Genomic DNA, 23,984 nt, shown 5'->3' on the forward strand with positions numbered 1-23,984 from the left:
GCCACACCTAAAGGAGACCATCATTCACCGGGATCTACATGGCCGCGTGGCGCATGAACTGGGCATGGCGATTCTGCGTGGCGACGTCGCGCCCGGATCGCCCTTGCCGCGCGAAGCGGAGTTGATGGAACGTTTCGGCGTGAGCCGCACGGTGCTCCGCGAGGCGTTGCGCACGCTCACGTCGAAAGGGCTGATCGAGTCGCGGCCGAAAGTCGGCACGCGCGTGCGCGCAAGGGATGCCTGGAATCTGCTCGATTCCGACATGCTCGACTGGTATTCGCGCGTCGCGCCGCCGCTGCAATTCGCGCTCAAGCTTCAGGAAATGCGCGAGATGATCGAGCCGTACGCCGCCGCGCTCGCCGCCGATAACCACGAGGAACGCACGCGCGAGCGTCTCACACGCGCGCATCAGGCGATGGTCGGTGCACAGAACGTCGAAGAATGGGTGCGCGCGGACCTCGATTTCCATCTGTGCGTGCTCGCCGCGTGCAGCAACGAATTGCTGATACCGCTCGGCGCGCTGATCGAGCGCACGCTGGAAGGTCAGTTGCGTCTGAACGCCAAGCGCGCCGACGTCTACAACGCGTCGCTCGCGGAACATACGGCCGTGTTTAAGGCGATCGTCGCGCGAGATTCGGCCGGTGCGCGCCGCGCGATGGCCGATTTGCTCGGCGTGACGCGCGGCAGGATCGAAGGCTAAAACGCGTTCAGCGGAATCTTCAGATACGTCGTGCCGTTGCCGGCCGCGTCAGGAAAGTGGCCGGCGCGGATGTTCACCTGGATCGCGGGCAAGATGAGCGTCGGCATGCCGAGGGTCGCGTCGCGTGCCTCGCGCATCGCGACGAATTCGTCCTCGGTCTTGCCGCCCCCGACGTGAATGTTCTTCTCGCGCTGCTCGCGCACCGTGCATTGCCACTGCGGGTCGCGCGTGTCGGGCGGATAGTCGTGGCAGACGAAGAGGCGCGTTTCCGGATCGAGCGCGAGCAGGCGCTGAATCGATCGATACAGCCTGCGTGCGCTGCCACCGGGAAAATCGCAGCGCGCGGTGCCGACGTCCGGCATGAAGAGCGTGTCGCCGACGAACACCGCATCGCCGATCCGATACGCCATGTCGGCGGGCGTGTGGCCCGGCACGAACAGCGCGGTCGCCTCGATCTCGCCGATCATGAAGCGCTCGCCGTCCGAAAACAGATGATCGAATTGCGAGCCGTCGAGCTGAAACTCCGGTTCGAGATCGAAAATCTTCTTGAACACGCCCTGCACGGCGCGTATGGATTCGCCGATGGCGATCTTTCCGCCCAGCGTGCGCTTCAGATACGGCGCCGCCGAAAGATGGTCGGCATGCGCGTGCGTCTCCAGAATCCATTCGACGGAGAGCCGCTTTTCGCGCACGAACGCGACGACCGCATCGGCTGATTGCGTCGAGGTGCGCGCGGCTTTCGGATCGTAGTCGAGCACGGGATCGACGATCGCCGCTGCCGAACCGGCCTCCTTGTAGACGACATACGTCATCGTGCCGGTGTTGATGTCGAAGAAAGGCTGAGTGATGGCTTGCACGCTGACTCCCCCGGTTGTTGCCTCGCGTCCTGCTCTCGTCGCCCGGATCGATTGGGCGTGTTTGTCGGGATCGCGATACAGTGTAACCCTTTGCGCCGGACCCCAACGCACCGGCGCTCACCTCCACGAAAGCTCGATCAAGAGGTTCGAATGCCGCACGTCCCGACTTCGCTCGCGTCGTCGTGGGGCGCGTGGGCCGTCTTCGTCAGCGTCCTCGCGACGCAACTCGGCGTGCCCGTCCCCGCCGCGCCGATGCTGATTCTCGCCGGCACGATCGTCGCCGCCGGCAACGCGCCGTTCTGGCAGATGCTCGCGGCCGCGGTGCTCGCCGTGCTCATCGCGGATTCACTCTGGTTCGCCGCGGGCCGCCTCTACGGCCGCCGCTTTCTCAACTCGCTCGTGCGCTTCTCGCTGTCCATCGATTCGACGCTGCGCACCGCGCGCCGCTGGTTCGAGCGCTTCGGCGTGCCGCTGCTCGCGCTGTCGAAGTTCGTGCCGGGGCTCGGGCTCGTGTCGGCGCCGCTGCTCGGCACCACGCAGATCGAAGTGCGCGTGTTCCTGTTGTGGGATCTGATCGGCGCGACCGCGTGGGCGAGTTTCTGGATGCTCGGCGGCGCCGCGCTGCAGGAACAGATCGGACGACTCGTCGTGCTGGTGCGCGCCAATGGCACGACGGTGATCGACATTCTCGCGATGGTCGCGCTCGGCTTCCTGCTGTATCGATGGATCCGGCGCGAACAGTTTCGCCAGTGGCTCGCGAAGTATCACATCACGCCGGACCAGCTCGACTCGATGATGCGTTCCGACACGCCGCCCGTGATCTACGACGCGCGCCCGGCGGAGATTCGCCGCCGCGAGCCGTATCGCATCGCGGGCGCGATCTCGCTGGACCTCGATTCGCCGGATCGCGTCGATCAGTTGTATTCGGAGCACGAGGTGGTCGTGTATTGCGTGTGCCCGAACGAGGCGACCGCGAAGATCATCGCGCGGCAGTTGCGCGCGAAGGGTTTCAGCCATGTGCGGCCGCTGAAGGGCGGGCTGGATGCGTGGGAGAAGCACGGCTATCCGGTCGAACCGATGCCGGCGGAACACCTTCGTGCCGCGTCCGGTCACGACGACGATATCGATCACGACATGGTCACGATTCGCGCGACCGCGCCGGAATGAGCTACGTCCGGCGCGTGGGACGGTTCACCAGCGCGATGCCCGCGAGCACCATCGCCGCGGCGACCATGAAACGCGCGGTGAACTGCTCGCCGAGCAGAAGCACGCCGAAGGTGACGCCGAAGATCGGCGTGAGAAACGAGAACACCGAGAGCCGCGACGCCATATAGCGCGTGAGCAGCCAGAACCACGTCAGATAGCTGATGAACGCGACGACGATCGCCTGATACGCGAGGCTCGCGATCGCGAGCGGCGAGACGGCTCCGATATGCGTCTGTCCGATGCCCGCCGCGAGCACGAGCAGCAGCACCGCCGACACCGCCAGTTGATAGAACAACGTCTTGCTCGCGCTTGCATGCGAAAGCGACGACGCGCGCACGACGACCGTCGTCGCGGCCCAGAAGATGCCGGCCATGATGCCGAGCGCATCGCCCGCGATACCCCGCATCGTCGACGTGCTGTTCGGATTGCCGTGCAGAAAGCCGTCGGCGAACGCGAGCGCGATGCCGCAGAACGCGAGCACGATGCCGCACCACTGCGTGCGCGAAAGCCGCTCGCCCGCGACGAACCAGTGCAGGCCGAGCGCGGTGAAGCAGGGCGCGGTGTAGAGAAACACGGCCATGCGCGTCGCCGTGGTGAGACTCAGGCCGAAGAAAATGCAGACGAACTCGCCGCCGAATAGCAGACCCGCGAGCAGGCCGGCGGGCAGCGTGTCGTCGCGCTGGAAAAGCGGCACGCCGCGCGTGCGCGTCCATATCCATACGAGGCATGTCGCGATCAACGAGCGGATGCCGGCCTGCAGCATCGGCGGAATCGATGCGTTCGCTTCCTTGATCGCGACTTGCTGGAATCCCCACGCACCGCACAGCGCGATCATAACGATGATGGCGGTGGCGTCGGGGGCGCGGCGCACGGAGAGGGACGGCGTGCTCATCGGCTGGCTCGGTAAGCGTGGCCGGAGAGGCCATGCACTGATTTGGAGCGTCGATTGTGCCAGCGAACGGCCTTCGATGAGCGAAAGGTCGTGATGAGCCCGTGGAGATTGCGCGCCGCGACGAATGCGCGGCGCGCGATGTGCTGCGTGCGTTACGAATGCTTTTCGATCAGTTCGACCTTGTAGCCGTCCGGATCTTCGACGAACGCGATCACCGTCGTGCCGCCTTTCACCGGACCGGCTTCGCGCGTGACCTTGCCGCCTGCCTGGCGGATGCGCTCGCATGCGCCGGCGGCGTCGTCGACTTCCAGTGCGATATGGCCGTACGCCGTGCCGAGATCGTACTTGTCGGTGCCCCAGTTATAGGTCAGCTCGAGCACGCTGTTCTCGCTTTCCGGGCCGTAGCCGACGAACGCGAGCGTGTACTTGTACTCGGTGTTTTCGCTTTGACGCAGCACTTTCATGCCGAGAATGCGCGTATAAAAATCGATGGAACGCTGCAGGTCGCCGACGCGCAGCATCGTATGGAGGAGTCGCATGGTGGGGTTCCTGTTGTGTGTCGTTTGCGGGGGACAGGAAGGAAATTGTACCGTCGGCGCCCGCCGCATGCTGACGACACCTCAGAGCGCCGGCAACAGATCCGGCGGATGATGCTTGAGCGTGTGCCGCGCTTCGCGGAACTCGGGGAAAATGGACTCGACCGTCTGCCAGAAGCGCGGGCTGTGGTTCATCTCGCGCAGATGCGCGAGCTCGTGCGCGACGACGTAATCGATGATCGACATCGGGAAATGAATGAGCCGCCAGTTCAGGCGGATCTTGCCGTCGCTGGAACAACTGCCCCAGCGCGTCGCCGCCGACGACAACGCATACGCGCGATATTCGACGCCGAGCTTCGCCGCATACACCGCGAGCCGCTCGCCGAAGATGCGCTTCGCTTCCGATTGCAGCCAGCCCTGCACGCGATCCTTGATCTGCTGCGCGTCGGCGAGCGCGGGCAGCGCGAGCGAGAGCACGTTGGTCTTGTCGTCGAAAGACAGTGCGCTCGCCGTCGAGCCGAGCGACACGCTGATCGTCTTGCCGAGATACGGAAACTGCGCGCCATCTTTCCAGTCGATGCGCGGCAGCGCGCGCTGCTCGACGCGCGTCTGCCATTCGGTGAGCTTCTTGACGATCCAGTTCTGCTTGTCGAGGATCGCGCTTTCGATATCCGCGATCGTCACCCAGCGCGGCGCGGTGATCGCGAGCCCGGTGCCGTCGATGCAAAAGCCGATCGTGCGCCGCGCCGAACGCCTCAACCGATACTCCAGCGCGCCCGCCTTCAACGCGATGCGGCGCAGGCGCACGCCATCGGGCAGCGGTGTTGCCGGAGCGGGGGGCGTGAGAACGGGAACGGGATCGGCGGCGGGGACATCGCCGCGCAGCGGAGCGGGTCCGTTCGCGGGCGGCGCGCCGGAGTATGCCGGCGCATGCTCGAACGGCAGATCGAGTTGCAGGGTATCGAGCGCGACGGCGGGGCGCTGTCGCGATGGGGCTTTCTGCATCGGCTCGGCTTTGCGCTCACGGCGCAGGAATGACGAGAAGAATGAGTAAGGCACGCCGCGGCTCGATTCGAACGCTGCCGCTTCAGCGGCCCGCGCCCGCGGCGCCGGCCTCACCCGGCTGCGCGTTCGGCGCGGCGTAAGCGTGCGGATCGATGCGGCGCATTTCCGCCTCGATCCAGCTTTCGACGCGCGTGTTCACTTCCTCGGGCGTGAGACCGGCTGTACCGATCGGCCTGCCGATCGACACCGTGACTATACCCGGATATTTGATGAAGGAATTGCGTGGCCAGACGTGACCGGCGTTGTGCGCGATCGGCACGACCGGCGCGCCGGTCACGACGGCGAAGCGCGCGCCGCCGGTCTTGTACTTGCCCTGGCTGCCGACGCGCGTGCGCGTGCCTTCGGGAAACATGATGACCCACGCGCCTTCGTCCATGCGCGCGCGGCCCTGACTCGTGACGGATGCGAACGCATCGCGTCCCTGCTTGCGATCGATATGGACCATCTTGAGCAGCCCGAGCGCCCAGCCGAAGAACGGCACGTAGAGCAACTCGCGCTTGAACACGTAGCAGAGCGGGCGCGGCATCAACGCGGGAAACGCGAGCGTCTCCCATGCGGACTGATGCTTCGACAACAGCACGGCGGGACCGTCCGGCAGATTCTCCATGCCTTCGATCTTGTAGCGAATCCCGATCAGATGCCGCAGCACGACGATGGTCGATTTGCACCAGCCGGCCGCCATCCAGTAGCGCTTGTCGGCGCGCATGAACGGAAACGCAATGAAACAGGCGATCGCGTACGGCGTCGTGTACACGATGAAGTAAAGCATCAACAGCAGCGAACGGATGAAGCGCATGACGTCTCGGTGTTACTGGGCCGCGGAGCGGTCCTGATGCCGTGCGAGGAACTCGAGCGCGAACGCGCGCAAGTCCTTGTGAACCACGGTGCCTTCGGGCAACTGGCCTTCCTTGAGCGTCTTTTCGCCTTTGCCGGTGAGCACGAGATGCACGGGAAAGCCGAGCGCCGCGCCCGCTTGCAGATCGCGCAGCGAATCGCCGACGACGGGCGTGTCTTCAGGATCGATCTCGAAGCGGTCGATGATCTGCTGCAACATGCCGGGCCTCGGCTTTCTGCAATCGCATTGATCTTCCGCCGTGTGCGGGCAGAAGAACACCGCGTCGATACGTCCGCCGACGGCCGCGACCGCGCGATTCATCTTCTGATGCATCGCGTTCAGCGCGGCCATGTCGAAGAGACCGCGCCCGATGCCCGACTGATTCGATGCGATCGCCACGCGATAACCCGACTGATTCAGGCGCGCGATGGCTTCGAGGCTGCCGGGAATGGCGACCCATTCGTCCGGCGACTTGATGAATGCATCGGAATCGGCGTTGATCACGCCGTCGCGATCGAGGATGACCAGTTTTCGGTTCATGACCATGGCGGCGCGTCAGGCAGCGAGCTTCGAAATATCGGCGACGCAGTTCATCTGCTGATGCAATGCGTTGAGCAATGCGAGCCGATTGTTGCGCAGCGCGGGATCTTCCGCATTCACCATCACGTCGTTGAAGAACGTGTCGACGCTCTCGCGCAACGCGGCGAGCGCGGTCAACGCTTCCGTATAGTTGCGCGCCGCGAGCTGGCTCTGCACGCGCGGCGTCACCTGTTCGATCTGCGCGTACAGATTCTTCTCTGCCGCTTCGACGAGCAGTTCCTTGTTCACCGACGCAGGCGCGCCTTGCTCGGACTTCTTCAGGATGTTCGAGATGCGCTTGTTGGCGGCCGCGAGCGCCGCCGCTTCGGGCAGCGCGGCGAACTCGCGTACGGCATCGAGGCGCGCGACGATGTCGTCGAGACGCGTCGGGTTCAGGCTCAGCACCGCTTCGATATCGTTCGCTTCGAAGCCGCGTTCGCGCAACAGACCACGCAGGCGATCGAGGAAGAACGCGTAGATGGCCTCGGTCGAATCGGCGACTTGCGGCATGCCCGCGAACTGGCGTTGGGCGATGCCGACGAGATCGCGCAGATCGATCGGCAGCTTCTTTTCCAGCAGGATGCGCAGCACGCCGAGCGCGTGACGGCGCAGCGCGAACGGGTCTTTCTCGCCGGTCGGCGCGAGACCGATGCCCCAGATGCCGACGATCGTTTCCAGCTTGTCCGCGAGCGCAACCGCGGCGCCGACGCCCGTCGACGGCGTTTCATCGCCCGAGAAGCGCGGCTGATAGTGCTCCGAGCACGCGAGCGCGACTTCTTCCGGCTCGCCGTCGTGACGTGCGTAGTACGTGCCCATCGTGCCTTGCAATTCGGGGAATTCGCCGACCATGTCGGTCAGCAAATCGGCCTTTGCGAGACGCGCGGCGCGGCGCGTGAGCGCGGCATCGACGCCGACCATCGGCGCGATTTCGCCTGCAAGCGCCTCGACACGTTCGACGCGTTGCAGCGTCGAACCGAGCTTGTTGTGATAGACGACGTTCGCGAGCAGCGGCACGCGGTCTTCGAGACGCTTCTTCTTGTCCTGCGTGAAGAAGAACTTCGCATCGGCGAGACGCGGGCGCACGACGCGCTCGTTGCCTTCGACGATCTCGTCGGGCGTCTTCGTATCGATGTTCGACACGATCAGGAAGCGCGAGCGCAGCTTGCCGTGCTGGTCCGTGAGTGCGAAATACTTCTGGTTCGTCTGCATCGTGAGGATGAGACATTCCTGCGGCACCTGCAGGAATTCCTCGTCGAAGCGGCATTCGTAGACGACCGGCCATTCGACGAGCGCGTTCACTTCGTCGAGCAGCGCTTCGGGCATCACGACGCGGTCGTCGCCGGCGAACGCCAGAAGCTGCGTGCGAATCGATTCGCGGCGATCGTCGAAATTGGCGACGACATGCCCTTTGCTGCGCAGCGTGTTGGCGTATTCGTCGGCGTTCGGAATCGCGACGAAGCCTTCCGACATGAATCGATGACCGACGGTCGTATCGCCCGAATCGACGCCGAGCGCGCTCACCGGCACGACGTTGCGCCCGTGCATGGCGACGAGGCGCTGCACCGGACGCACGAACTGCACGCTGGTGCCGTCCGGGCGCTGATAGGTCATGACCTTCGGAATCGGCAGCTTGCCGAGGGTTTCATCGAGCGCGGCTTGCAGACCGTCGGCGAGTGTCGCGCCGGGCGCGGCGTAGCGCAGGAAGAACGCTTCCGCCTTGCCGTCCTGCGCGCGTTCGAGTTCGGCGAGCGGGAAGTCGGGGAAGCCGAGCGCAGCGAGCTTCTTTGCGAGCGGCGGCGTTGGATTGCCTTCCTTGTCGAGCGCGACCGACACCGGCAGCACTTTCTCGCGCACCTGCTTTTCCGGTGCGACATCGCGCACGTTCCTGATGAGCACGGCGAGGCGTCGCGGCGTCGCGTACTTTTCGAACGCGGGCGCGCCGTCGATCAGATCGCGCGCAGCGAGACGCTCGACGATGCCTTCGGCGAAAGCGGTGCCGAGACGCGCGAGCGCTTTCGGCGGCAGTTCTTCGGTGAGCAGTTCGACGAGCAGGGAAGCGTGGTTGGATTGCGTCATTGTTCTGTCGAGCCTCGTCAAACCTGTTCGTTGTTGCTGCGTTCGCCCGGCGGCGTGCTTTCCGGTTTCAGCGGCGGCGCCCATGCGGGACGCTGCGCTTCCTGCTCGTCGGTGACGAGATCGCGATCGCCTCGCACCGGATTGCCGAGCATCGGGAAGCCGAGCGCCTCGCGCGAATCGTAATAAGCCTGCGCGACGAGGCGCGACAACGCACGAATGCGGCCGATGTACGCCGCGCGCTCCGTCACGGAAATGGCGCCGCGCGCATCGAGCAGATTGAACGTATGACCCGCCTTCAGCACGAGTTCATACGCGGGCAGCGCGAGCTTCGCATCGATCATCTTCTTCGCTTCTTCTTCGTAGCTCTTGAAGAACGTGAAGAGCAGATCGACGTTCGCGTGCTCGAAGTTATACGTGGACTGCTCGACTTCGTTCTGGTGATACACATCGCCATAAGTCAGTTGACGCAGCACGCGGCCGTTCGGGCCGTCTTCTTCCCATTCGGTCCAGATGAGGTCGTACACGTTCTCGACCTTCTGCAGATACATCGCGAGACGTTCGAGACCGTAGGTGATTTCGCCCAGCACCGGCTTGCAATCGATACCGCCCGCCTGCTGGAAGTAGGTGAACTGCGTCACTTCCATGCCGTTGAGCCACACTTCCCAGCCGAGACCCCACGCGCCGAGCGTCGGATTCTCCCAGTCGTCCTCGACGAAGCGCACGTCGTTCTGCTTCAGATCGAAGCCGAGCGCTTCGAGCGAGCCGAGGTACAGATCGAGGATGTCTTCAGGCGCGGGCTTCAGCACGACCTGATACTGATAGTAGTGCTGCAGGCGGTTCGGGTTCTCGCCATAGCGGCCGTCCTTCGGGCGGCGCGACGGTTGAACGTAGGCCGCGCGCCACGGCTCGGGGCCGATCGCGCGCAGGAACGTGTGGACGTGCGAGGTGCCCGCGCCGACTTCCATGTCGATCGGCTGGAGGAGCGCGCAGCCCTTTTCGTTCCAGTAGGACTGCAGCGTCAGAATGATTTGCTGGAATGTGAGCATGATTGCCTTGTGCGGGGCGGACGCGGCGCGGCCATCGTCGTGACGACGCGACTCGGAGGCTCGGCCAAAGTGCTGAAACGGAGAATTTTAGCCGAACGGCAGGGCGGGTGCGGCTTTTTGGGAGAAGGGCGGGCCGCGCGAGCCGCGTCGCCCGGTGCGACGCGGCCGCGTTTCAGTCTATGTTCAGCGCGTGCCCGGACGTTTCCGGTTCGGCGCGAACGCGAACCCGAACGCAAGCAACAACAGCGATACCGCGATCACCGTCATGTTCCCGCTCGTCACATACGGCGTGCTGCCCGAGGTTCCTTGCACGCGCGCTTCGAGCACGCCGGTCGTGAAGGTCGGCAGCTTCGACACGACATCGCCGTTCGACGCGATCACCGCCGTCATGCCGGTGTTGGTGGCGCGCAGCATCGGCCGGCCGGTTTCGATCGATCGCATGCGCGCGATCTGGAGATGCTGATCGAGCGCGATCGTATTGCCGAACCACGCGAGATTCGTCGAGTTGACGAGAATGCCCGCGGGCGTTTCCTGCTCGCGGATCGTGCGCGCGATCTCTTCGCCGAAGATGTCTTCGTAGCAGATGTCGACGGCGACCGGCTGGTTATGCACGATGAACGCCTTCTGCGCGATCGGCCCGCGCACGAGATCGCCGAGCGGAATGCCCATCAAGCGCACGAACCAGTGAAAGCCGAGCGGCACGAATTCGCCGAAGGGTACGAGATGATGCTTGTCGTAACGGTACACGCCGTTCACGTGCGGTGTGACGCCGAAGAGGCTGTTGGTGAAATCGGTCGCGCGGCCGTCCGGGAGAATCGTGACGCCGATCGCGCCGAAGAGAATCGACGAATTCGTGTTGTCCGCGAAGTTTCGGATCGCGACGGCGAAGTCCTGAGGAATCTGCACGGACAAAACAGGCAGCGCGGTTTCCGGCGTGACGATCAGATCGGCCGGTTTCTCGGTGATGAGCCGCTGATAGAGCGCGAGCGATTCATCGACGCCGGCCTGTTCGAACTTCATCTCCTGCTTCACGTTGCCTTGCAGGAGACGCACGTCGAGCGGCGCATTGGCGGGCGTCGTCCATTCGACGAGTGAGAGCAACATGCCCGCGACGATCAGCGCGATGGCCGCGATGCCCGGCGCGTAGGCGAGCCGCCGCGATTTGCGAAAGTGATGGATCGCCTGCACGATCAGCGCGGCGACGAGCGCGAGCACCCAGCCGACACCATACACGCCGACGATCGAGCCGAAGCCCTTGAGCGGTCCGTCGACTTGCGCATAACCGCTCGCGAGCCAGGGAAAGCCTGTGAACACGAGACCGCGCAGCCATTCGCCGAGCGCCCACGCGCTCGCGAACGCAAACGCGCCGTGCCACGTCGGCGCAAAGCGCTGCGATGCATCGATGTCGCGTGCGGTTGCGACGTCTTCATCGCCGAAGCGCGCGCGGCCCGCGACGAACGACCAGGCCACGCTCGACAGCGCCGGATAAATCGCGAGATACAGCGAAAACAGCGCGACGGCGGCCGCGGCGAGCGGCGCGGCCATGCCGCCGTAGACATGCATGCTCACGTAGAGCCACCACACGCCGGTCACGAAGTTGCCGAAGCCGAATGCCCAGCCGGTCGCGGCGGCGCTGCGCCAGTTGTCGGTGCGCGTGAGCCACGCAAAAAACAGCGCGAAGATGACGAGCTCGATCCAGCCGCCGTGCGGCGTCGGTGCGAAGGAGAGCGTATTGACGGCGCCGAGCACGGCGGCGACGAGGTAATGCCAGAAGGGCAATGCGCGCGGCGACTCGGCGATGACGGACGCGTCGCGTTGACGGGAGAGGAAACGAAACGATGAATCGGCCATTGATGACGGTCGAGATGAAACGAAAGCGTGCGAAGGGAAGAGGGCGGGCGCGGATTCGTTCCGACGCCCGCGATGCGCTTAGTCGCGCAATTCGTCTTCGTCGTCGCCTGCGTGATGATGTTGCTGCGCGAGATTCGGCACGCGCCGCACGAGAAGAACGTGAATCTGCCGGGCGTCGCCGCGCAGGATCTCGAACGCGAAATCGTCGATGCGCACCTTCTCGCCGCGATGCGGCACGCGCCCGAAGCGATGGGTGACGAGGCCGCCGATGGTATCGACTTCATCGTCGGAGTAATCGGTGCCGAATTCCTCGTTGAATTGTTCGATGCCGGTCAGCGCGCGCACGCGATACTTGCCGTCCGGCGTCGCGATGATATTGCCCGCTTCTTCGTCGAAGTCGTATTCGTCCTCGATGTCGCCGACGATCTGCTCCAGCACGTCTTCGATCGTGATGAGGCCCGCCACGCCGCCGTATTCGTCGACGACGATCGCGATGTGATTGCGGTTCACGCGAAAGTCGTGCAGCAGCACGTTCAGGCGCTTCGACTCGGGGATGAAAACGGCGGGGCGCAACATGCCGCGCACGTCGAATTCTTCTTCGGCGTAGTAGCGCAGCAAATCTTTGGCGAGCAGCACGCCGATGATGTTGTCGCGATTGCCTTCGTACACGGGATAGCGCGAGTGCGCTTTGTCGAGCACGAAGGGGATGAATTCGGCGGGCGTTTCCGCGATGTTGATGGCGTCCATCTGGGCGCGCGGAACCATGATGTCGCGCGCGCAGAGATCGGACACCTGAAAGACGCCTTCGATCATCGAGAGCGAATCGGCGTCGAGCAGGTTGCGCTCGTGCGCGTCCTGGAGCACTTCAAGAAGTTCGTCGCGCGATTCGGGCTCGTGCGAGATGAAATCGGTCAGGCGTTCGAGAAGAGAGCGCTTTTCCACGGGTTTGTCGGTGTGGCGTCGACTGGGATAGGGTTCGTTCATAGCGGAGCGCCCGGGAGTTCCCGGGCGCAGGTTAGCGGAAGTTTAAGCATACACCAAGGAAAAACGCGGGCTGGGTGGCGCGGCGGGCATGTCATGAGCCATGCTAGCCGATAAATATGCGAGAAGTATGTCCGACCCCGAGCGTTAGCCGAACGGACGATGCGCAACGAGAAAGTCATACGGATGCAAAAAGCACGCGCGTCATTTATTTGCCTGCGCCTGACACCGCTTCAACAGCGCTTCGAGCGCCCGATCCGGCATCCCGCTTTCGCGCAGCGCCTCGACGGTCCGGCTGACGTAATCCAGCGTCGTGCCGTAGCGACCGCTCGCACAGCCGAGCACGGTGCGCACGATCGGATCGGCGAGTTTGCCGGTATAGGAAGTCGCATCCCGGCGCATCACGAACGCAAGCGCCTCGACGCGCCGTCCGTCCGCGAGCGTGCAGGGCAGCCACGCGGGCCGATACGAAGCCATCGCCATTTCGCGCCGCCACAGCACCTGAAGATGCTCGATCGCATCGGCGCCCGCGAGCCTGAACGCCATGCCGGTGCACGAGCCGCCGCGATCGAGCGCCAGCACGAGGCCAGGCTGTTCCGGCGTGCCGCGATTCACGCGCGACCACAGATAAAGCCCGCGATGGTAGCCATGCACCTTGCCGCGCACGGCTTCGAGCGTCGGCAAGCCAGGGTTCCAGATCAGCGAGCCGTAACCGAACAGCCATAAATCCGACGTCCGGTCCCAATGAACGAGCGCCGCGTCGCGCGACGCGGCCAGTTCCTCGTCCGTCAGCAGCGCGGATTCGCCGAGCGCGGGCGGATAGTCCGGGCAGGGCGCGGGCGTCGGGTCGGCTTCGGAAAGTGCGGATTGCGCGGGTTCGGGCGTCTTGTCGTTCACGGCGCGTTCAAAACATCGAGGACATCGACCGGCTTCAGGTCAAAGGCACGTAAGGATCGGAAAATCCCAGAGACTGCATGATATCCGTCTCGATGGATTCCATCTCTTGCGCTTCGCTTTCGACTTCGTGGTCGTAGCCCTGCGCATGCAGCGTGCCGTGGACGATTAGATGCGCATAGTGCGCGGCAAGCGGCTTGCCCTGTTCCTCCGCCTCGCGCTCGACGACCGGGCAGCACAGAATCAGATCGCCCGCGACGGGATCGTCCTCGGATTCCGCGTAGGCGAACGTGAGCACGTTCGTCGCGTAATCCTTCTGCCGATACGTGCGATTGAGCATCCGGCCTTCTTCCTCATCGACGAAGCGCACGGTCAGTTCGGCATCGGCGAAAAGCGCTGCCTTGATCCAGCGAGCGACCGTCGCGCGCGGCAGGATCGCCTTGTGCGACGGATACGCTTTCGCAGCCGGGAACTGCATCGTCAAAGCGAGGCGTGGCTTCATTCGGGTTTTTGCTGCAGCGACTGCGCGACGCGCGCAGCCTCGGCGAGCGCGGCATCTTTCTGCGATTGCGCGTCGTAAGCCTCGACGATGCGCGCGACGAGCGGATGCCGCACCACATCCGCCGACGTGAAGTGCGTGATCGCGATGCCGCGCACTTCCGACAGCACATGCTGCGCCTCGATCAGCCCGCTCTTGTGGCCGCGCGGCAGATCGACCTGCGTGGTATCGCCGGTGACGACCGCCTTCGAGCCGAAGCCGATACGCGTGAGGAACATCTTCATCTGTTCGGGCGTGGTGTTCTGCGCCTCGTCGAGAATGATGAACGCGTGATTCAGCGTGCGCCCGCGCATGTACGCGAGCGGCGCGATCTCGATCATCTGGCGCTCGAACATCTTCGCGGTCTTGTCGAAGCCGAGCAGGTCGTAAAGCGCGTCATACAGAGGACGCAGATACGGATCGACCTTCTGCGCGAGATCGCCCGGCAGGAAGCCGAGCCGCTCGCCCGCTTCGACGGCCGGCCGCGTCAGCACGATGCGCTTCACCTGATCGCGTTCGAGCGCATCGACCGCGCAAGCAACCGCGAGATACGTCTTGCCCGTGCCCGCCGGCCCGATGCCGAACGTCACGTCGTGCGCGATGATCTGCTTCAGATATTCGCGCTGCGCCGGCGTGCGGCCGCGCAGATCGGCGCGCCGCGTGTAGAGCTTCGGACCGTGGTCTTCGTCGTCGCCGAGGTCGATCGTCGCGCTCGGTTCATCGAAAGGATGATCCGGATCGCCACGAAAACGCGGATCGATCTCGCCTTCTTCGCCGTTGGCTTCACGCGCATCCCTCGCGCGGCGCGTCGCATGGCGAGCCTCGACGAGCGCAAGCTGAATGTCGTCGACGGAAATCGGATCGCGCGCGCGGTTGTAGAAGTTCTCGAGCGCCGCGAGCGCGACTTTCGCGCCACGGCCACGAATCGCGATCTTGTGGCCGCGCCGCGAAAGCGTCACGTCGAGCGCCTGCTCGATCTGCCGCAGGTTTTCGTCGAGCGGGCCGCAGAGGTTGGCGAGCCGCGCGTTGTCCTCGCGCGGTGCGGTGAATTCCAGATGCTGCGTAGGAGCGTTCTTCAAGGTGAACTTGAGTTCCTTTCTTTAGTGCGTCAGCTCGGGCGCCATGACCAGTTCGCCGCGCAGCGAATGCGGATACGCGTGCACGATCTTTACGTCGATCATCTGGCCGATCAGCCGCGCGTGCGATTCGGCCGGCGCGGGGAAATTGACGACGCGGTTGTTCTGCGTGCGCCCGGCCAGCTCGTTCGGGTCCTTGCGCGCGGGCCGCTCGACCAGAATACGCTCGACTTTACCAACCATCGACGCGCTGATGCGCTGCACGTTTTCCTCGATGGTCGCCTGCAAATGTTGCAGACGCTTGAGCTTCACTTCGCGCGGGGTGTCGTCGTGCAGATTGGCGGCGGGCGTGCCGGGGCGCGGGCTGTAGATGAACGAAAAACTCGTGTCGTAGCTCATCTCGTCGACGAGCGCCATCATCTTGTTGAAATCGTCCTCGGTCTCGCCGGGGAAACCGACGATGAAGTCCGTCGACAGCGACAGATCCGGACGAATCGCGCGGAGCTTGCGGATGACCGACTTGTACTCGATCACGCTATAGCCGCGCTTCATCGCCATCAGAATGCGGTCCGAGCCGTGCTGCACCGGCAAATGCAGATGCGAGACGAGCTTCGGCACTTTCGCGTAGGTGTCGATGAGGCGCTGCGTGAATTCCTTCGGATGCGAGGTCGTATAGCGAATGCGTTCGATACCCGGCACCTCCGCGACGTACTCGATGAGCGTCGCGAAATCCGCGATGTCGTGCGATCCGAGCGTCAGCGCGCCGCGATAGGCGTTCACGTTCTGGCCGAGCAGCGTCACTTCGCGCACGCCCTGATCGGCGAGGCCGGCGATCTCGGTGAGCACGTCGTCGAGCGGGCGCGAGACTTCCTCGCCGCGCGTGTAGGGCACGACGCAATAGCTGCAATATTTCGAGCAGCCTTCCATGATCGACACGAACGCGCTCGGTCCATCGACGCGCGCGGGCGGCAGATGATCGAACTTCTCGATTTCCGGGAACGTGATGTCGACCTGCGCGCGGCCGGTGGCGCGGCGCTGATCGATCATCGCGGGCAGGCGATGCAGCGTCTGCGGACCGAACACGAGATCGACATACGGCGCGCGCGCGACGATCGACGCGCCTTCCTGGCTCGCGACACAACCGCCGACGCCGATCAGCAGATTCGGGTTCGCTTCCTTCAGCTCGCGCACGCGGCCGAGATCGGAGAACACTTTCTCCTGGGCCTTTTCGCGCACCGAGCACGTGTTGAAGAGAATGACGTCCGCGTCTTCGGGCGTGTCCGTCTTGACGAGTCCTTCTGCCGCGCCGAGCACGTCGACCATCTTGTCGGAGTCGTACTCGTTCATCTGGCAGCCGAAGGTCTTTACATAAACTTTTTTGGTCATGAATCGTCGCCGGTCACAGTGGTTGATCTGGGGGCGCTGGTAAAGGGGATTGAAGGAGTTTCGCGGACTTCTACCGTGATTTGCCCGCTTTTTGCTGTAATTTAGCCCGATATTATAGCGCCGACGGCAATTCCTGACGCGATGGGCGCGGCTCGGGCGGATACGCCAGATCGCCGAGCAATTCGTGCGTCGTTTTCTCGAAACGCTCGACCAGAAAATCCAGCAGCACGCGCACGCGCGGCGCCATGTAGCGGTTGGCGTGGAAGAGGGCGTGAACGGCGGCCTCGTGCGTGCACCAGTCGGGCAGCACCATCTTCAGCGTACCGGCGCGTACGTCGGCGGCGATATCCCAGATCGATTTATGCGCGATGCCGTGGCCCGCGAGCGCCCACGCGCGAGTCATCGCGCCGTCGTTGGTTTCCCAGGCGTCCGCGAGCGGGATCGTGTACGCGTAGCGCTCGTCGCCGCGCACGAAATCGAGCTCGTTGAGCGGCCCGCTTGCCGTGACCACGACGACGAAGTCGTGACCCATCAACTCCGCGGGCGTCCTGGGCACGCCCTTGCGCGCGAGATACTCGGGCGATGCGCACAGCACGCGTCGATTCGGCGCGAGCGCGCGCGCGGCGAGTCCGCTGTCGGGCGGTGCGCCGAAGCGAATCGCCAGATCGATCTCCTCGAGCAACAGATTCGACACCGAATCCGACAGCGTGAGCGCGAATCTCACGTCCGGATGCAGCGCGCTGAATTCGTCGATCCAGCCGCGCAGCATCGAGCGCCCGAAATTCGACGTCGCCGAGATGCGCACCTTGCCGCGCACGACGTTCTGGCCGGCCTGCAGCGCGGCTTCGGCGTCGTCGATCGCCTGCAGCGCGATCCGGCAGTGCTGAAGATACAGGCGGCCTTCGTCGGTGACGCGCAACTGGCGCGTCGTGCGCTCGAATAGCCGCGTGCGCAGCGCTTTTTCCAGCTTGATGAGCCGCGCGCTCGCCGCAGCCGGCGACAGTCCGAGCTTGCGCCCCGCCGCCGACAGACTGCCCGCCGCGGCCGCTTCCACGAAAAGGCGCATGTCGCCGAGCCGATCCATCGTCATTTTCAAATCCAGCTTGATAATGATTCAAAGGGTAGACCAATTCTCAAAGCGACGCATAGCTCGCAAAATGCCGTCTAAGCGTTAACCCTTTGAGGAGCATTCGCGTCATGCAACTCGATCACGTCACTCTCGTCGCGCCCGACTGCGATGCGTTCATGCGCTTCTTCGTCGATATCGCCGGGATGCGAGTCGGGCCACGGCCGCCTTTCGGCGTCGGCGGCTACTGGCTTTATCTCGGCGCGCGGCCGGCGGTGCATCTGGTCGCCTCGGGCGTCGTGGATTCGCATCCCGCTGAACGGCCGGGCGCGACGCGCATCGACCATCTGGCGCTGCGCATCGACGACGAAGCCGAGTGGCGCGCATTGCTCGAACGTCTCGATTGTCACGGCTATGCCTACCAGTTCGCCGAAGTGCCGCTCGCCCGCGAGCTTCAGCTCTTCGTGCGGCTGGGCCCAAGCGTGGTCGTCGAATTCGTGACCGCCCAATTCTGATCTGGAGCCACCATGCCTCTTCCCCTTCTCGCGCTGGCGATCAGCGCCTTCGCCATCGGCACGACGGAGTTCGTCATCATGGGCCTGCTGCCCAACGTCGCGCGCGATCTGTCCGTGTCGATTCCGTCAGCGGGCCTGCTCGTCACCGGTTACGCGCTCGGCGTCGCAGTCGGCGCACCGTTGCTCGCCGTGCTGACGAGCAAGCTGCCGCGCAAGCTCGCGCTGCAAGGGCTCATGCTCGTGTTCATCGTCGGCAACGTGCTGTGCGCGGTCGCGCCGGACTATGGCCTCTTAATGGCCGCGCGCGTCGTGACGTCGTTCGCGCACGGCTCGTTCTTCGGCATCGGCGCGGTCGTGGCCGCGTCGCTCGTGCCGGCGGACAAGCGCGCGAGCGCCATCGCGCTGATGTTCACCGGGCTCACGCTCGCGAACGTTCTGGGCGTGCCGTTCGGGACGTTCATCGGTCAGGAACTGGGATGGCGCGCGACGTTCTGGATCGTTGCGGGCCTGGGCGTGCTTTCCGCGCTCGGCGTGACCGCGCTCGTGCCGAATCGCCACGATGCGGCGCCGAGCGGACTCGGACGCGAAGTGCGTGTGCTGCGCGACGGCCAGGTCTGGCTCGCGCTCTCGATGACCGTGCTCGGTTTCGGCGGCGTGTTCGTTGTCTTCACGTATATCGCGCCGATTCTCGAACAGGTCGGCGGATTCTCGCCGCGCGCCGTCACGCTGATTCTGGTGTTGTTCGGCGTCGGGCTGACGATCGGCAATACGATCGGCGGCAAGCTCGCCGACCGCGCGCTGATGCCTTCGCTGGTGGGCATTCTGTTCGCGCTCGCGATCATCATGGCGGTGTTCGCGAAGACGAGCCACAGCCAGATCGGCGCGATCGTCACGATTTTCGTGTGGGGCATCGCTGCGTTCGCGACCGTGCCGCCGCTGCAGGCGCGCGTCGTCGAGAAGGCGAAGGACGCGCCGAATCTCGCATCGACGCTCAATATCGGCGCGTTCAACGTCGGCAATGCGGGCGGCGCGTGGCTCGGCGGCGCGGTGCTCACGCACGGTCACGGCCTCGATGCGCTCCCGTGGGCAGCAGCGGCGGTCGCGCTCGCGGCCCTCGCGGTGACATGGTTCGCCGCGCGGCTGGACGCGCCGCGCATTACATCCGAAGTAAAAGCAGCCGACGCTTGCTGAACGCTTATCATGTTGGCTCAACGTAATTCGAGCCAACATGATCGATCATCTCATCTGCGATTGCGACGGCGTGCTCGTCGATAGCGAAGTCATCGCGGATCGCGTGATGCTGGACGTCCTGACCGAGACGTTTCCCGGCATCGACTTCAAACCGGCCGTCAAGACGGCTTTCGGGCAGCAGACTTCGCGCTTCCTGACTTATCTGGAGACGAAGTTCGGCGTCGTGATGCCGCTGGATTTCGTCAACACGATCGAGGCGCGCGTCGCGGTGGAACTCGCGCGCTCGGTCGGACCGATCGCCGGCGTGCGCGCGGCGCTCGAAGCGTGCGGCTTGCCGGTCGCGGTGGTGTCGAACAGCCGTCTTGAGCGCGTGCGCGCGTCGGTGCGGCGCGCGGGCCTGGACGAAGTCGTCGGCGCGCGCGTGTTCAGTGCGCAGCAGGTCGAACGGCCGAAGCCTTATCCCGATGTCTATCTGCTCGCGGCGCGCACGCTCGATGTCGCGCCCGAGCGCTGTCTCGTCGTGGAAGACAGCGTCGCCGGGCTGACGGCGGCGCGCGCGGCGGGCATGAAGACCATCGCGTTCGTCGGTGCGAGCCACATTCCGTCCGGCTACGCGCAGGTGCTGCGCGAAACCGGCATCACGCGGATCATGGAGCACATGGACGAACTTCCCGGGCTCGTCGCCGCGGGCGTGCGCGGGGATTTCGGCGACGTGCTGTCCTGAGCGCTTAGCGACTCAGGCTGCTTCTTCCACGGTCTCGCGCGCGGCTGCGAGCGCCGCGCGGAATTCGACCAGTTCCGCGATGGTCAGCATCGGCAGGCGGTGCTCATGCGCGAAGCGCTCGACTTGCTCGCCGCGCGTCATCGTGCCGTCCGGGTTCATCAGTTCGCACAGCACGCCTGCGGGCTTGAGTCCCGCGAGAATCGCCAGATCGACGGTGCCTTCCGTGTGGCCGCGCCGTGCGAGCACGCCGCCCGGCATCGCGCGCAGCGGGAAGACGTGGCCCGGCCGGACGATATCGCCAGGCTTCGCATGATCGGCGATGGCCGCGCGAATCGTCGTCACGCGATCCGCCGCCGACACACCCGTCGTCACACCTTCGCGCGCTTCGATCGACACCGTGAACGCGGTGCCGTAGCGGCTGCCGTTGGCAGCGGCCATCGGCGGGAGTTCGAGCGCGCGCACTCGATCGTCGGGCAGGCACAGGCACACGATGCCGCTGCATTCGCGGATCAGAAGGGCCATGGTGGCGTCGGTGAGTTTCTCGGCGGCGACGATCAGATCGGCTTCGTTTTCGCGATCGTCATCGTCCTGCAAGACGACGGGGCGGCCTTCGCGCATGGCGTCGAGCGCTGCAGCGATACGCGGCGGAACATCGAATGAAGCGAGCTGGGAGAGATCGGCAAAGGCGTCGTCAGCGATGACGGCGGGTGCGGCGAACGACAGGCTGTTGCTGGTTTGGGTCTGGGACATGTGAAACGCTCTCGCGAGAAAATTAAGCGAAAAACGTTTCAGGGCATTGCAAACAGACAGAACGACACCCCACGGCGACACGCCCGAAGGCGCGGCGTCGTCCGGTTCGGCGCGATGCAAGACTCGCCAAGGGGAACGGACATGACCATCTGCACATCTTCTCTCATCCGGACTGTGACCGTCGGCTCTGGCATCTCACCAGATCTGCTGACCCCGCGCATGTTACCGGCGCGGGCGCTCGCGGGCTCATGGTCCGGCCGCGAGGCCTCGCCACATACCGCCGGTGGGGAATTACACCCCGCCCTGAAGACGTACTGAATGCTGCGGGGCCGAAGCCTCGACAGCTTTTTTAGGATACCGCACGCCGACGATTTTTGCACCGCCGCATGGCGCGGCGTTCCGGAAAACGACATAAGCGGCTGGGCTTCGCTAGCTGTCGGCCCATACCTTCGCCGCGTGGACCGCGCGTTGCCATCCGGCGAGACAGGACTCGATCTCCGGTTCCGGCATCGACGGACTGAACCGGCGCTCCAGTTGCCATTGCGCCTTGAGTTCATCGACATCCTTCCAGTAGCCGACCGCGAGCCCTGCGAGATACGCCGCGCCGAGCGCCGTCGTTTCCGCGATGCGCGGGCGTGCGACTTCGACGCCGAGGATGTCGGCCTGAAACTGCATCAGCAGATTGTTCGCGCAGGCGCCGCCATCGACGCGCAATTCGCCGATGCGCATGCCCGAGTCCGCTTCCATTGCCTTGAGCACGTCGAGCGACTGATAGGCGATCGAGTCGAGCGCCGCGCGCGCGATATGACCTGATGTCGTCCCGCGCGTGACGCCGAAGAGCGTTCCGCGTGCGCGCGCGTTCCAGTGCGGCGCGCCGAGCCCGGCGAACGCGGGCACGAGATAGACGCCGTCGCTATGCGGCACGCCGCGCGCGAGCGTTTCGATTTCGCTTGCGTGGCGAATCAGGCCGAGCCCGTCGCGCAGCCATTGCACGACCGCGCCCGCGATGAAGATGCTGCCTTCGAGCGCGTAATTGACCTGATCGCCGATCTGCCAGGCGATCGTCGTGACCAGGTTGTTGCGCGACTCGATCGGCTTGTCGCCCGTATTCATGACGAGAAAGCAGCCGGTGCCGTAGGTGTTCTTCACCATGCCGGAATCCGTGCACATCTGTCCGAAGAGGGCCGCGTGCTGATCGCCGGCAAGCGACGCGAGCGGGACGTCCGCGGCGAACACCGTGCCTCGCGTCGTGCCGTACACCTCGGACGACGGGCGCACTTCGGGCAGCATGCTGCGCGGTATGTCGAGCGCGTCGAGCAGTTCGTCGTCCCAGCGTCGCTCATGAATGTTGAAGAGCATGGTGCGCGATGCGTTCGTCATGTCCGTGACATGCAGGCCCTGCCGCGTGAAATTCCATATGAGCCAGCTATCGACGGTGCCGAACGCGAGTCGTCCTTGTTTCGCCTTGTCGCGGGCGCCCTCGATGTTGTCGAGAATCCAGCGGATCTTCGTTGCCGAGAAATACGCGTCGATGGGCAGGCCCGTTTTCGCGCGCACCATTGCTTCGAGGCCGCGCGATTTGAGCTCGTCGCACAAGCCGGCCGTGCGACGGTCCTGCCAGACGATTGCGTTGTAGATCGGCTTGCCCGTTTCGCGGTCCCAGACGATCGTGGTTTCGCGCTGATTCGTGATGCCCACCGCCGCGATCGACGAAGCGCTCTCGCCCGCGCGTGTGACGGCTTCGGCGGCGACGCCGGCCTGCGTCGACCAGATCTCCTGCGGATCGTGCTCGACCCAGCCAGCTTGCGGATAAATCTGCTGGAATTCTTTCTGCGCCACGGACACGACGTTGCCGTTTCTGTCGAACAGCATGGCGCGCGAACTGGTCGTGCCCTGGTCGAGCGCGAGAATGTACTGATCCTGCATGGTCTCCTCCGATTTGAGCCGACATCGACGCGTCGTGCCGCGCCAACCGATGTCCGTTTGCGCAATCTAACGGAGCGAGGCCACGCGGACAACCTGGCCGAATGGCATAGGCCGCGTGACACATCTCGCTAGAACGTCATTCGGCCTATGCCATTCGGCCGAGTGGCGCGACGGTTCCGTTCGTCCGATACTGGCGGCACGAAATGCGATCGAAGGTGAGTGCCATGCGAATGCTGTGGGTTTCAGGCGCGCTGAGTGCGGCGTTGCTGGCGGGCTGCGTGGGAACACCCAGTCTGGATGGAACGATGGGCGCGCCCTCGTTCAGTGCGCTGCAGGGCATGTGCGGGACGTCCCCAGTCGATTACGGCGGGGATGCGCAGTCGGTCTACTCGACCTTTTACGACGCCTATGTGGCCGAGCGACGCGGCGGGCTATCCAGGGAGCGCTTCTGTGCGTTTCAGACGGCGATCGCCGAGCGATATCGCTCCTATCAGGCGAATCCCGGTCTGGAGGCGCAAAGCGCGTGGGCGAGTTTCTTCCTGGATCAGCGAGCACAGGCGCTGAGCTGGCGTGCCGCGGTCGACCCGACCCTGCGTGCCGGCTGAAGTGACCCGTTGAGAGATATCAGAGGAGGTGAAGCGGACGCGGCCGATGGCCGCGTCCCGAGCCCTGCTACGCGTGCTACGAGTAACGCTTGAAAGCCTTGACGGTCGAATCGCCGGTGGCGGTGAGGCGCCATTGCTGGCGTCCGGATGCGAGATTTTCGAGTTGAACGAGCTGACGTTCGAGCAGAGCGTCGAGCTCCTGGCGTTCCATGTCGACCTGATTGGGTGCTTCCTGAACCAATAGCAGCGTGGCAAATTCGTGCGGACTCAGCATTGTGTTCTCCATGACGACCGAACGGCATAAGCAGCCGGCTTTGTAAGCCGGATCTTTTTGCTTCGAAACGTTGTACGGGAAAACTGAAAAAACGCCGGGCACACGCATTGAATTTTTGTACTGCGGATGCCGGGAATTGGGATTGTAGGCAAGTGTCTGACAAGTGCCAAATTCGCGTTGAAAATTTTCGCTTTGACTTTTTCCGGCTGCGGAAGCGGTCCATCGTTTACGCAAATTCGGAGAATCAACTTGAAGTTCGTGCGGCGGCGCACACAAGCAAGGTGCTCTGGAAGCGCACCGGCGGGTGCGAAGGCCCAGAAGGAATTCATGCGCCAATTTCATTAATTTATACGATAAATGAATTTGTTTCGGATTAAGCGGACAATGCAATATTCCTCTTTTGCCCGGCTGGCTC

The 23,984-nt window shown here is 64.3% G+C and carries 24 protein-coding genes and 1 riboswitch; of the genes, 6 read left to right on the top strand and 18 right to left on the bottom strand.

The features are described from left to right. The first annotated feature begins 64 nt into the window (after positions 1-64). The gene (locus PQR08_RS12920; protein WP_408161352.1) at positions 65-700 is read left to right on the top strand and encodes a FadR/GntR family transcriptional regulator; all 636 of its coding nucleotides are present in this window, start codon (positions 65-67) and stop codon (positions 698-700) included. Here the strand turns inward: PQR08_RS12920 and PQR08_RS12925 are convergent. Next, complete coding sequence (locus tag PQR08_RS12925) at positions 697-1,557, bottom strand: MBL fold metallo-hydrolase (RefSeq protein WP_250483077.1); 861 nt, start codon at positions 1,555-1,557, stop codon at positions 697-699. The two genes, PQR08_RS12920 and PQR08_RS12925, sit on opposite strands and share 4 nt — an antisense overlap. Positions 1,558-1,707: 150 nt before the next feature. On the opposite strand from PQR08_RS12925, the gene PQR08_RS12930 reads away from it, so the two are divergent. After that, positions 1,708-2,724: a DedA family protein/thiosulfate sulfurtransferase GlpE gene (locus PQR08_RS12930; RefSeq protein ID WP_408161353.1), complete on the top strand. Its 1,017-nt coding sequence runs from the start codon at positions 1,708-1,710 to the stop codon at positions 2,722-2,724. A gap of 1 nt (position 2,725) precedes the next feature. On the opposite strand, the gene PQR08_RS12935 is transcribed toward PQR08_RS12930, so the two are convergent. The 14 genes from PQR08_RS12935 to PQR08_RS13000 form a co-directional block, all read right to left on the bottom strand. Next, positions 2,726-3,655: a DMT family transporter gene (locus PQR08_RS12935; protein WP_408161354.1), complete on the bottom strand. Its 930-nt coding sequence runs from the start codon at positions 3,653-3,655 to the stop codon at positions 2,726-2,728. A 152-nt stretch (positions 3,656-3,807) separates the two neighbouring features. Next, entirely contained in the window at positions 3,808-4,194 is a 387-nt protein-coding gene (gloA, locus tag PQR08_RS12940; RefSeq protein WP_238209787.1) for a lactoylglutathione lyase, read from the bottom strand. An 81-nt stretch (positions 4,195-4,275) separates the two neighbouring features. After that, positions 4,276-5,196, bottom strand: a complete 921-nt coding sequence (locus PQR08_RS12945; protein WP_238286167.1) for a M48 family metallopeptidase — start codon at positions 5,194-5,196, stop codon at positions 4,276-4,278. 82 nt (positions 5,197-5,278) lie between these two features. Beyond that, complete coding sequence (locus PQR08_RS12950) at positions 5,279-6,052, bottom strand: lysophospholipid acyltransferase family protein (protein WP_408161355.1); 774 nt, start codon at positions 6,050-6,052, stop codon at positions 5,279-5,281. Between the two features lie 12 nt (positions 6,053-6,064). Further along, positions 6,065-6,637 carry a D-glycero-beta-D-manno-heptose 1,7-bisphosphate 7-phosphatase gene (gmhB, locus tag PQR08_RS12955; RefSeq protein WP_187607541.1) on the bottom strand — a complete coding sequence of 191 codons (573 nt, stop codon included), beginning with the start codon at positions 6,635-6,637 and terminating at the stop codon, positions 6,065-6,067. Positions 6,638-6,646: 9 nt separating this feature from the next. Further along, complete coding sequence (glyS, locus tag PQR08_RS12960) at positions 6,647-8,746, bottom strand: glycine--tRNA ligase subunit beta (RefSeq protein ID WP_408161356.1); 2,100 nt, start codon at positions 8,744-8,746, stop codon at positions 6,647-6,649. Positions 8,747-8,763: 17 nt separating this feature from the next. Beyond that, positions 8,764-9,792 carry a glycine--tRNA ligase subunit alpha gene (gene glyQ / locus PQR08_RS12965; RefSeq protein ID WP_075583802.1) on the bottom strand — a complete coding sequence of 343 codons (1,029 nt, stop codon included), beginning with the start codon at positions 9,790-9,792 and terminating at the stop codon, positions 8,764-8,766. Between the two features lie 183 nt (positions 9,793-9,975). Further along, positions 9,976-11,643 carry an apolipoprotein N-acyltransferase gene (gene lnt, locus PQR08_RS12970; RefSeq protein WP_408161357.1) on the bottom strand — a complete coding sequence of 556 codons (1,668 nt, stop codon included), beginning with the start codon at positions 11,641-11,643 and terminating at the stop codon, positions 9,976-9,978. A 78-nt stretch (positions 11,644-11,721) separates the two neighbouring features. Next, entirely contained in the window at positions 11,722-12,627 is a 906-nt protein-coding gene (locus tag PQR08_RS12975) for a CorC family transporter (RefSeq protein WP_035497772.1), read from the bottom strand. A gap of 201 nt (positions 12,628-12,828) precedes the next feature. Next, positions 12,829-13,521: a gamma-glutamylcyclotransferase gene (locus PQR08_RS12980; protein WP_408161358.1), complete on the bottom strand. Its 693-nt coding sequence runs from the start codon at positions 13,519-13,521 to the stop codon at positions 12,829-12,831. 34 nt (positions 13,522-13,555) lie between these two features. Then, on the bottom strand, positions 13,556-14,020 hold the full coding sequence (ybeY, locus tag PQR08_RS12985) for an rRNA maturation RNase YbeY (protein WP_250483083.1): 465 nt from the start codon (positions 14,018-14,020) through the stop codon (positions 13,556-13,558). Then, on the bottom strand, positions 14,017-15,135 hold the full coding sequence (locus PQR08_RS12990) for a PhoH family protein (protein WP_187607546.1): 1,119 nt from the start codon (positions 15,133-15,135) through the stop codon (positions 14,017-14,019). The genes ybeY and PQR08_RS12990 overlap by 4 nt, the downstream gene beginning before the upstream one ends. 21 nt (positions 15,136-15,156) lie before the next feature. Beyond that, the gene (miaB, locus tag PQR08_RS12995; protein ID WP_187607547.1) at positions 15,157-16,518 is read right to left on the bottom strand and encodes a tRNA (N6-isopentenyl adenosine(37)-C2)-methylthiotransferase MiaB; all 1,362 of its coding nucleotides are present in this window, start codon (positions 16,516-16,518) and stop codon (positions 15,157-15,159) included. A 112-nt stretch (positions 16,519-16,630) separates the two neighbouring features. Beyond that, positions 16,631-17,602 (bottom strand): LysR family transcriptional regulator, encoded by a 972-nt coding sequence (locus PQR08_RS13000; protein WP_408161399.1) that lies wholly within the window; start codon positions 17,600-17,602, stop codon positions 16,631-16,633. 113 nt (positions 17,603-17,715) lie between these two features. On the opposite strand from PQR08_RS13000, the gene PQR08_RS13005 reads away from it, so the two are divergent. From PQR08_RS13005 to PQR08_RS13015, 3 genes are read left to right on the top strand one after another with little or no spacing between them, the layout of a single operon-like run. Further along, complete coding sequence (locus PQR08_RS13005; RefSeq protein ID WP_408161359.1) at positions 17,716-18,099, top strand: VOC family protein; 384 nt, start codon at positions 17,716-17,718, stop codon at positions 18,097-18,099. A gap of 12 nt (positions 18,100-18,111) precedes the next feature. Continuing rightward, the gene (locus PQR08_RS13010; protein ID WP_408161360.1) at positions 18,112-19,290 is read left to right on the top strand and encodes an MFS transporter; all 1,179 of its coding nucleotides are present in this window, start codon (positions 18,112-18,114) and stop codon (positions 19,288-19,290) included. 37 nt (positions 19,291-19,327) lie between these two features. Beyond that, positions 19,328-20,014 carry an HAD family hydrolase gene (locus tag PQR08_RS13015; protein WP_408161361.1) on the top strand — a complete coding sequence of 229 codons (687 nt, stop codon included), beginning with the start codon at positions 19,328-19,330 and terminating at the stop codon, positions 20,012-20,014. Positions 20,015-20,026: 12 nt separating this feature from the next. On the opposite strand, the gene ribB is transcribed toward PQR08_RS13015, so the two are convergent. Both ribB and glpK read right to left on the bottom strand, forming a co-directional pair. Continuing rightward, complete coding sequence (ribB, locus tag PQR08_RS13020) at positions 20,027-20,764, bottom strand: 3,4-dihydroxy-2-butanone-4-phosphate synthase (protein ID WP_408161362.1); 738 nt, start codon at positions 20,762-20,764, stop codon at positions 20,027-20,029. A 151-nt stretch (positions 20,765-20,915) separates the two neighbouring features. Continuing rightward, positions 20,916-21,079, bottom strand: a riboswitch (FMN riboswitch). Between the two features lie 114 nt (positions 21,080-21,193). Then, entirely contained in the window at positions 21,194-22,690 is a 1,497-nt protein-coding gene (glpK, locus tag PQR08_RS13025) for a glycerol kinase GlpK (RefSeq protein ID WP_408161363.1), read from the bottom strand. A gap of 224 nt (positions 22,691-22,914) precedes the next feature. Between glpK and PQR08_RS13030 the strand changes: the two genes are divergently transcribed. Beyond that, on the top strand, positions 22,915-23,295 hold the full coding sequence (locus tag PQR08_RS13030; RefSeq protein ID WP_408161364.1) for a hypothetical protein: 381 nt from the start codon (positions 22,915-22,917) through the stop codon (positions 23,293-23,295). Between the two features lie 76 nt (positions 23,296-23,371). Here PQR08_RS13030 and PQR08_RS13035 read toward each other — a convergent pair whose 3' ends face one another. Beyond that, on the bottom strand, positions 23,372-23,569 hold the full coding sequence (locus PQR08_RS13035) for a hypothetical protein (protein ID WP_035497782.1): 198 nt from the start codon (positions 23,567-23,569) through the stop codon (positions 23,372-23,374). Between the last annotated feature and the right edge of the window lie 415 nt (positions 23,570-23,984).

The sequence above is a fragment of the Caballeronia jiangsuensis genome, assembly GCF_046030135.1.
Taxonomy (GTDB): Bacteria; Pseudomonadota; Gammaproteobacteria; order Burkholderiales; family Burkholderiaceae; genus Caballeronia; species Caballeronia jiangsuensis.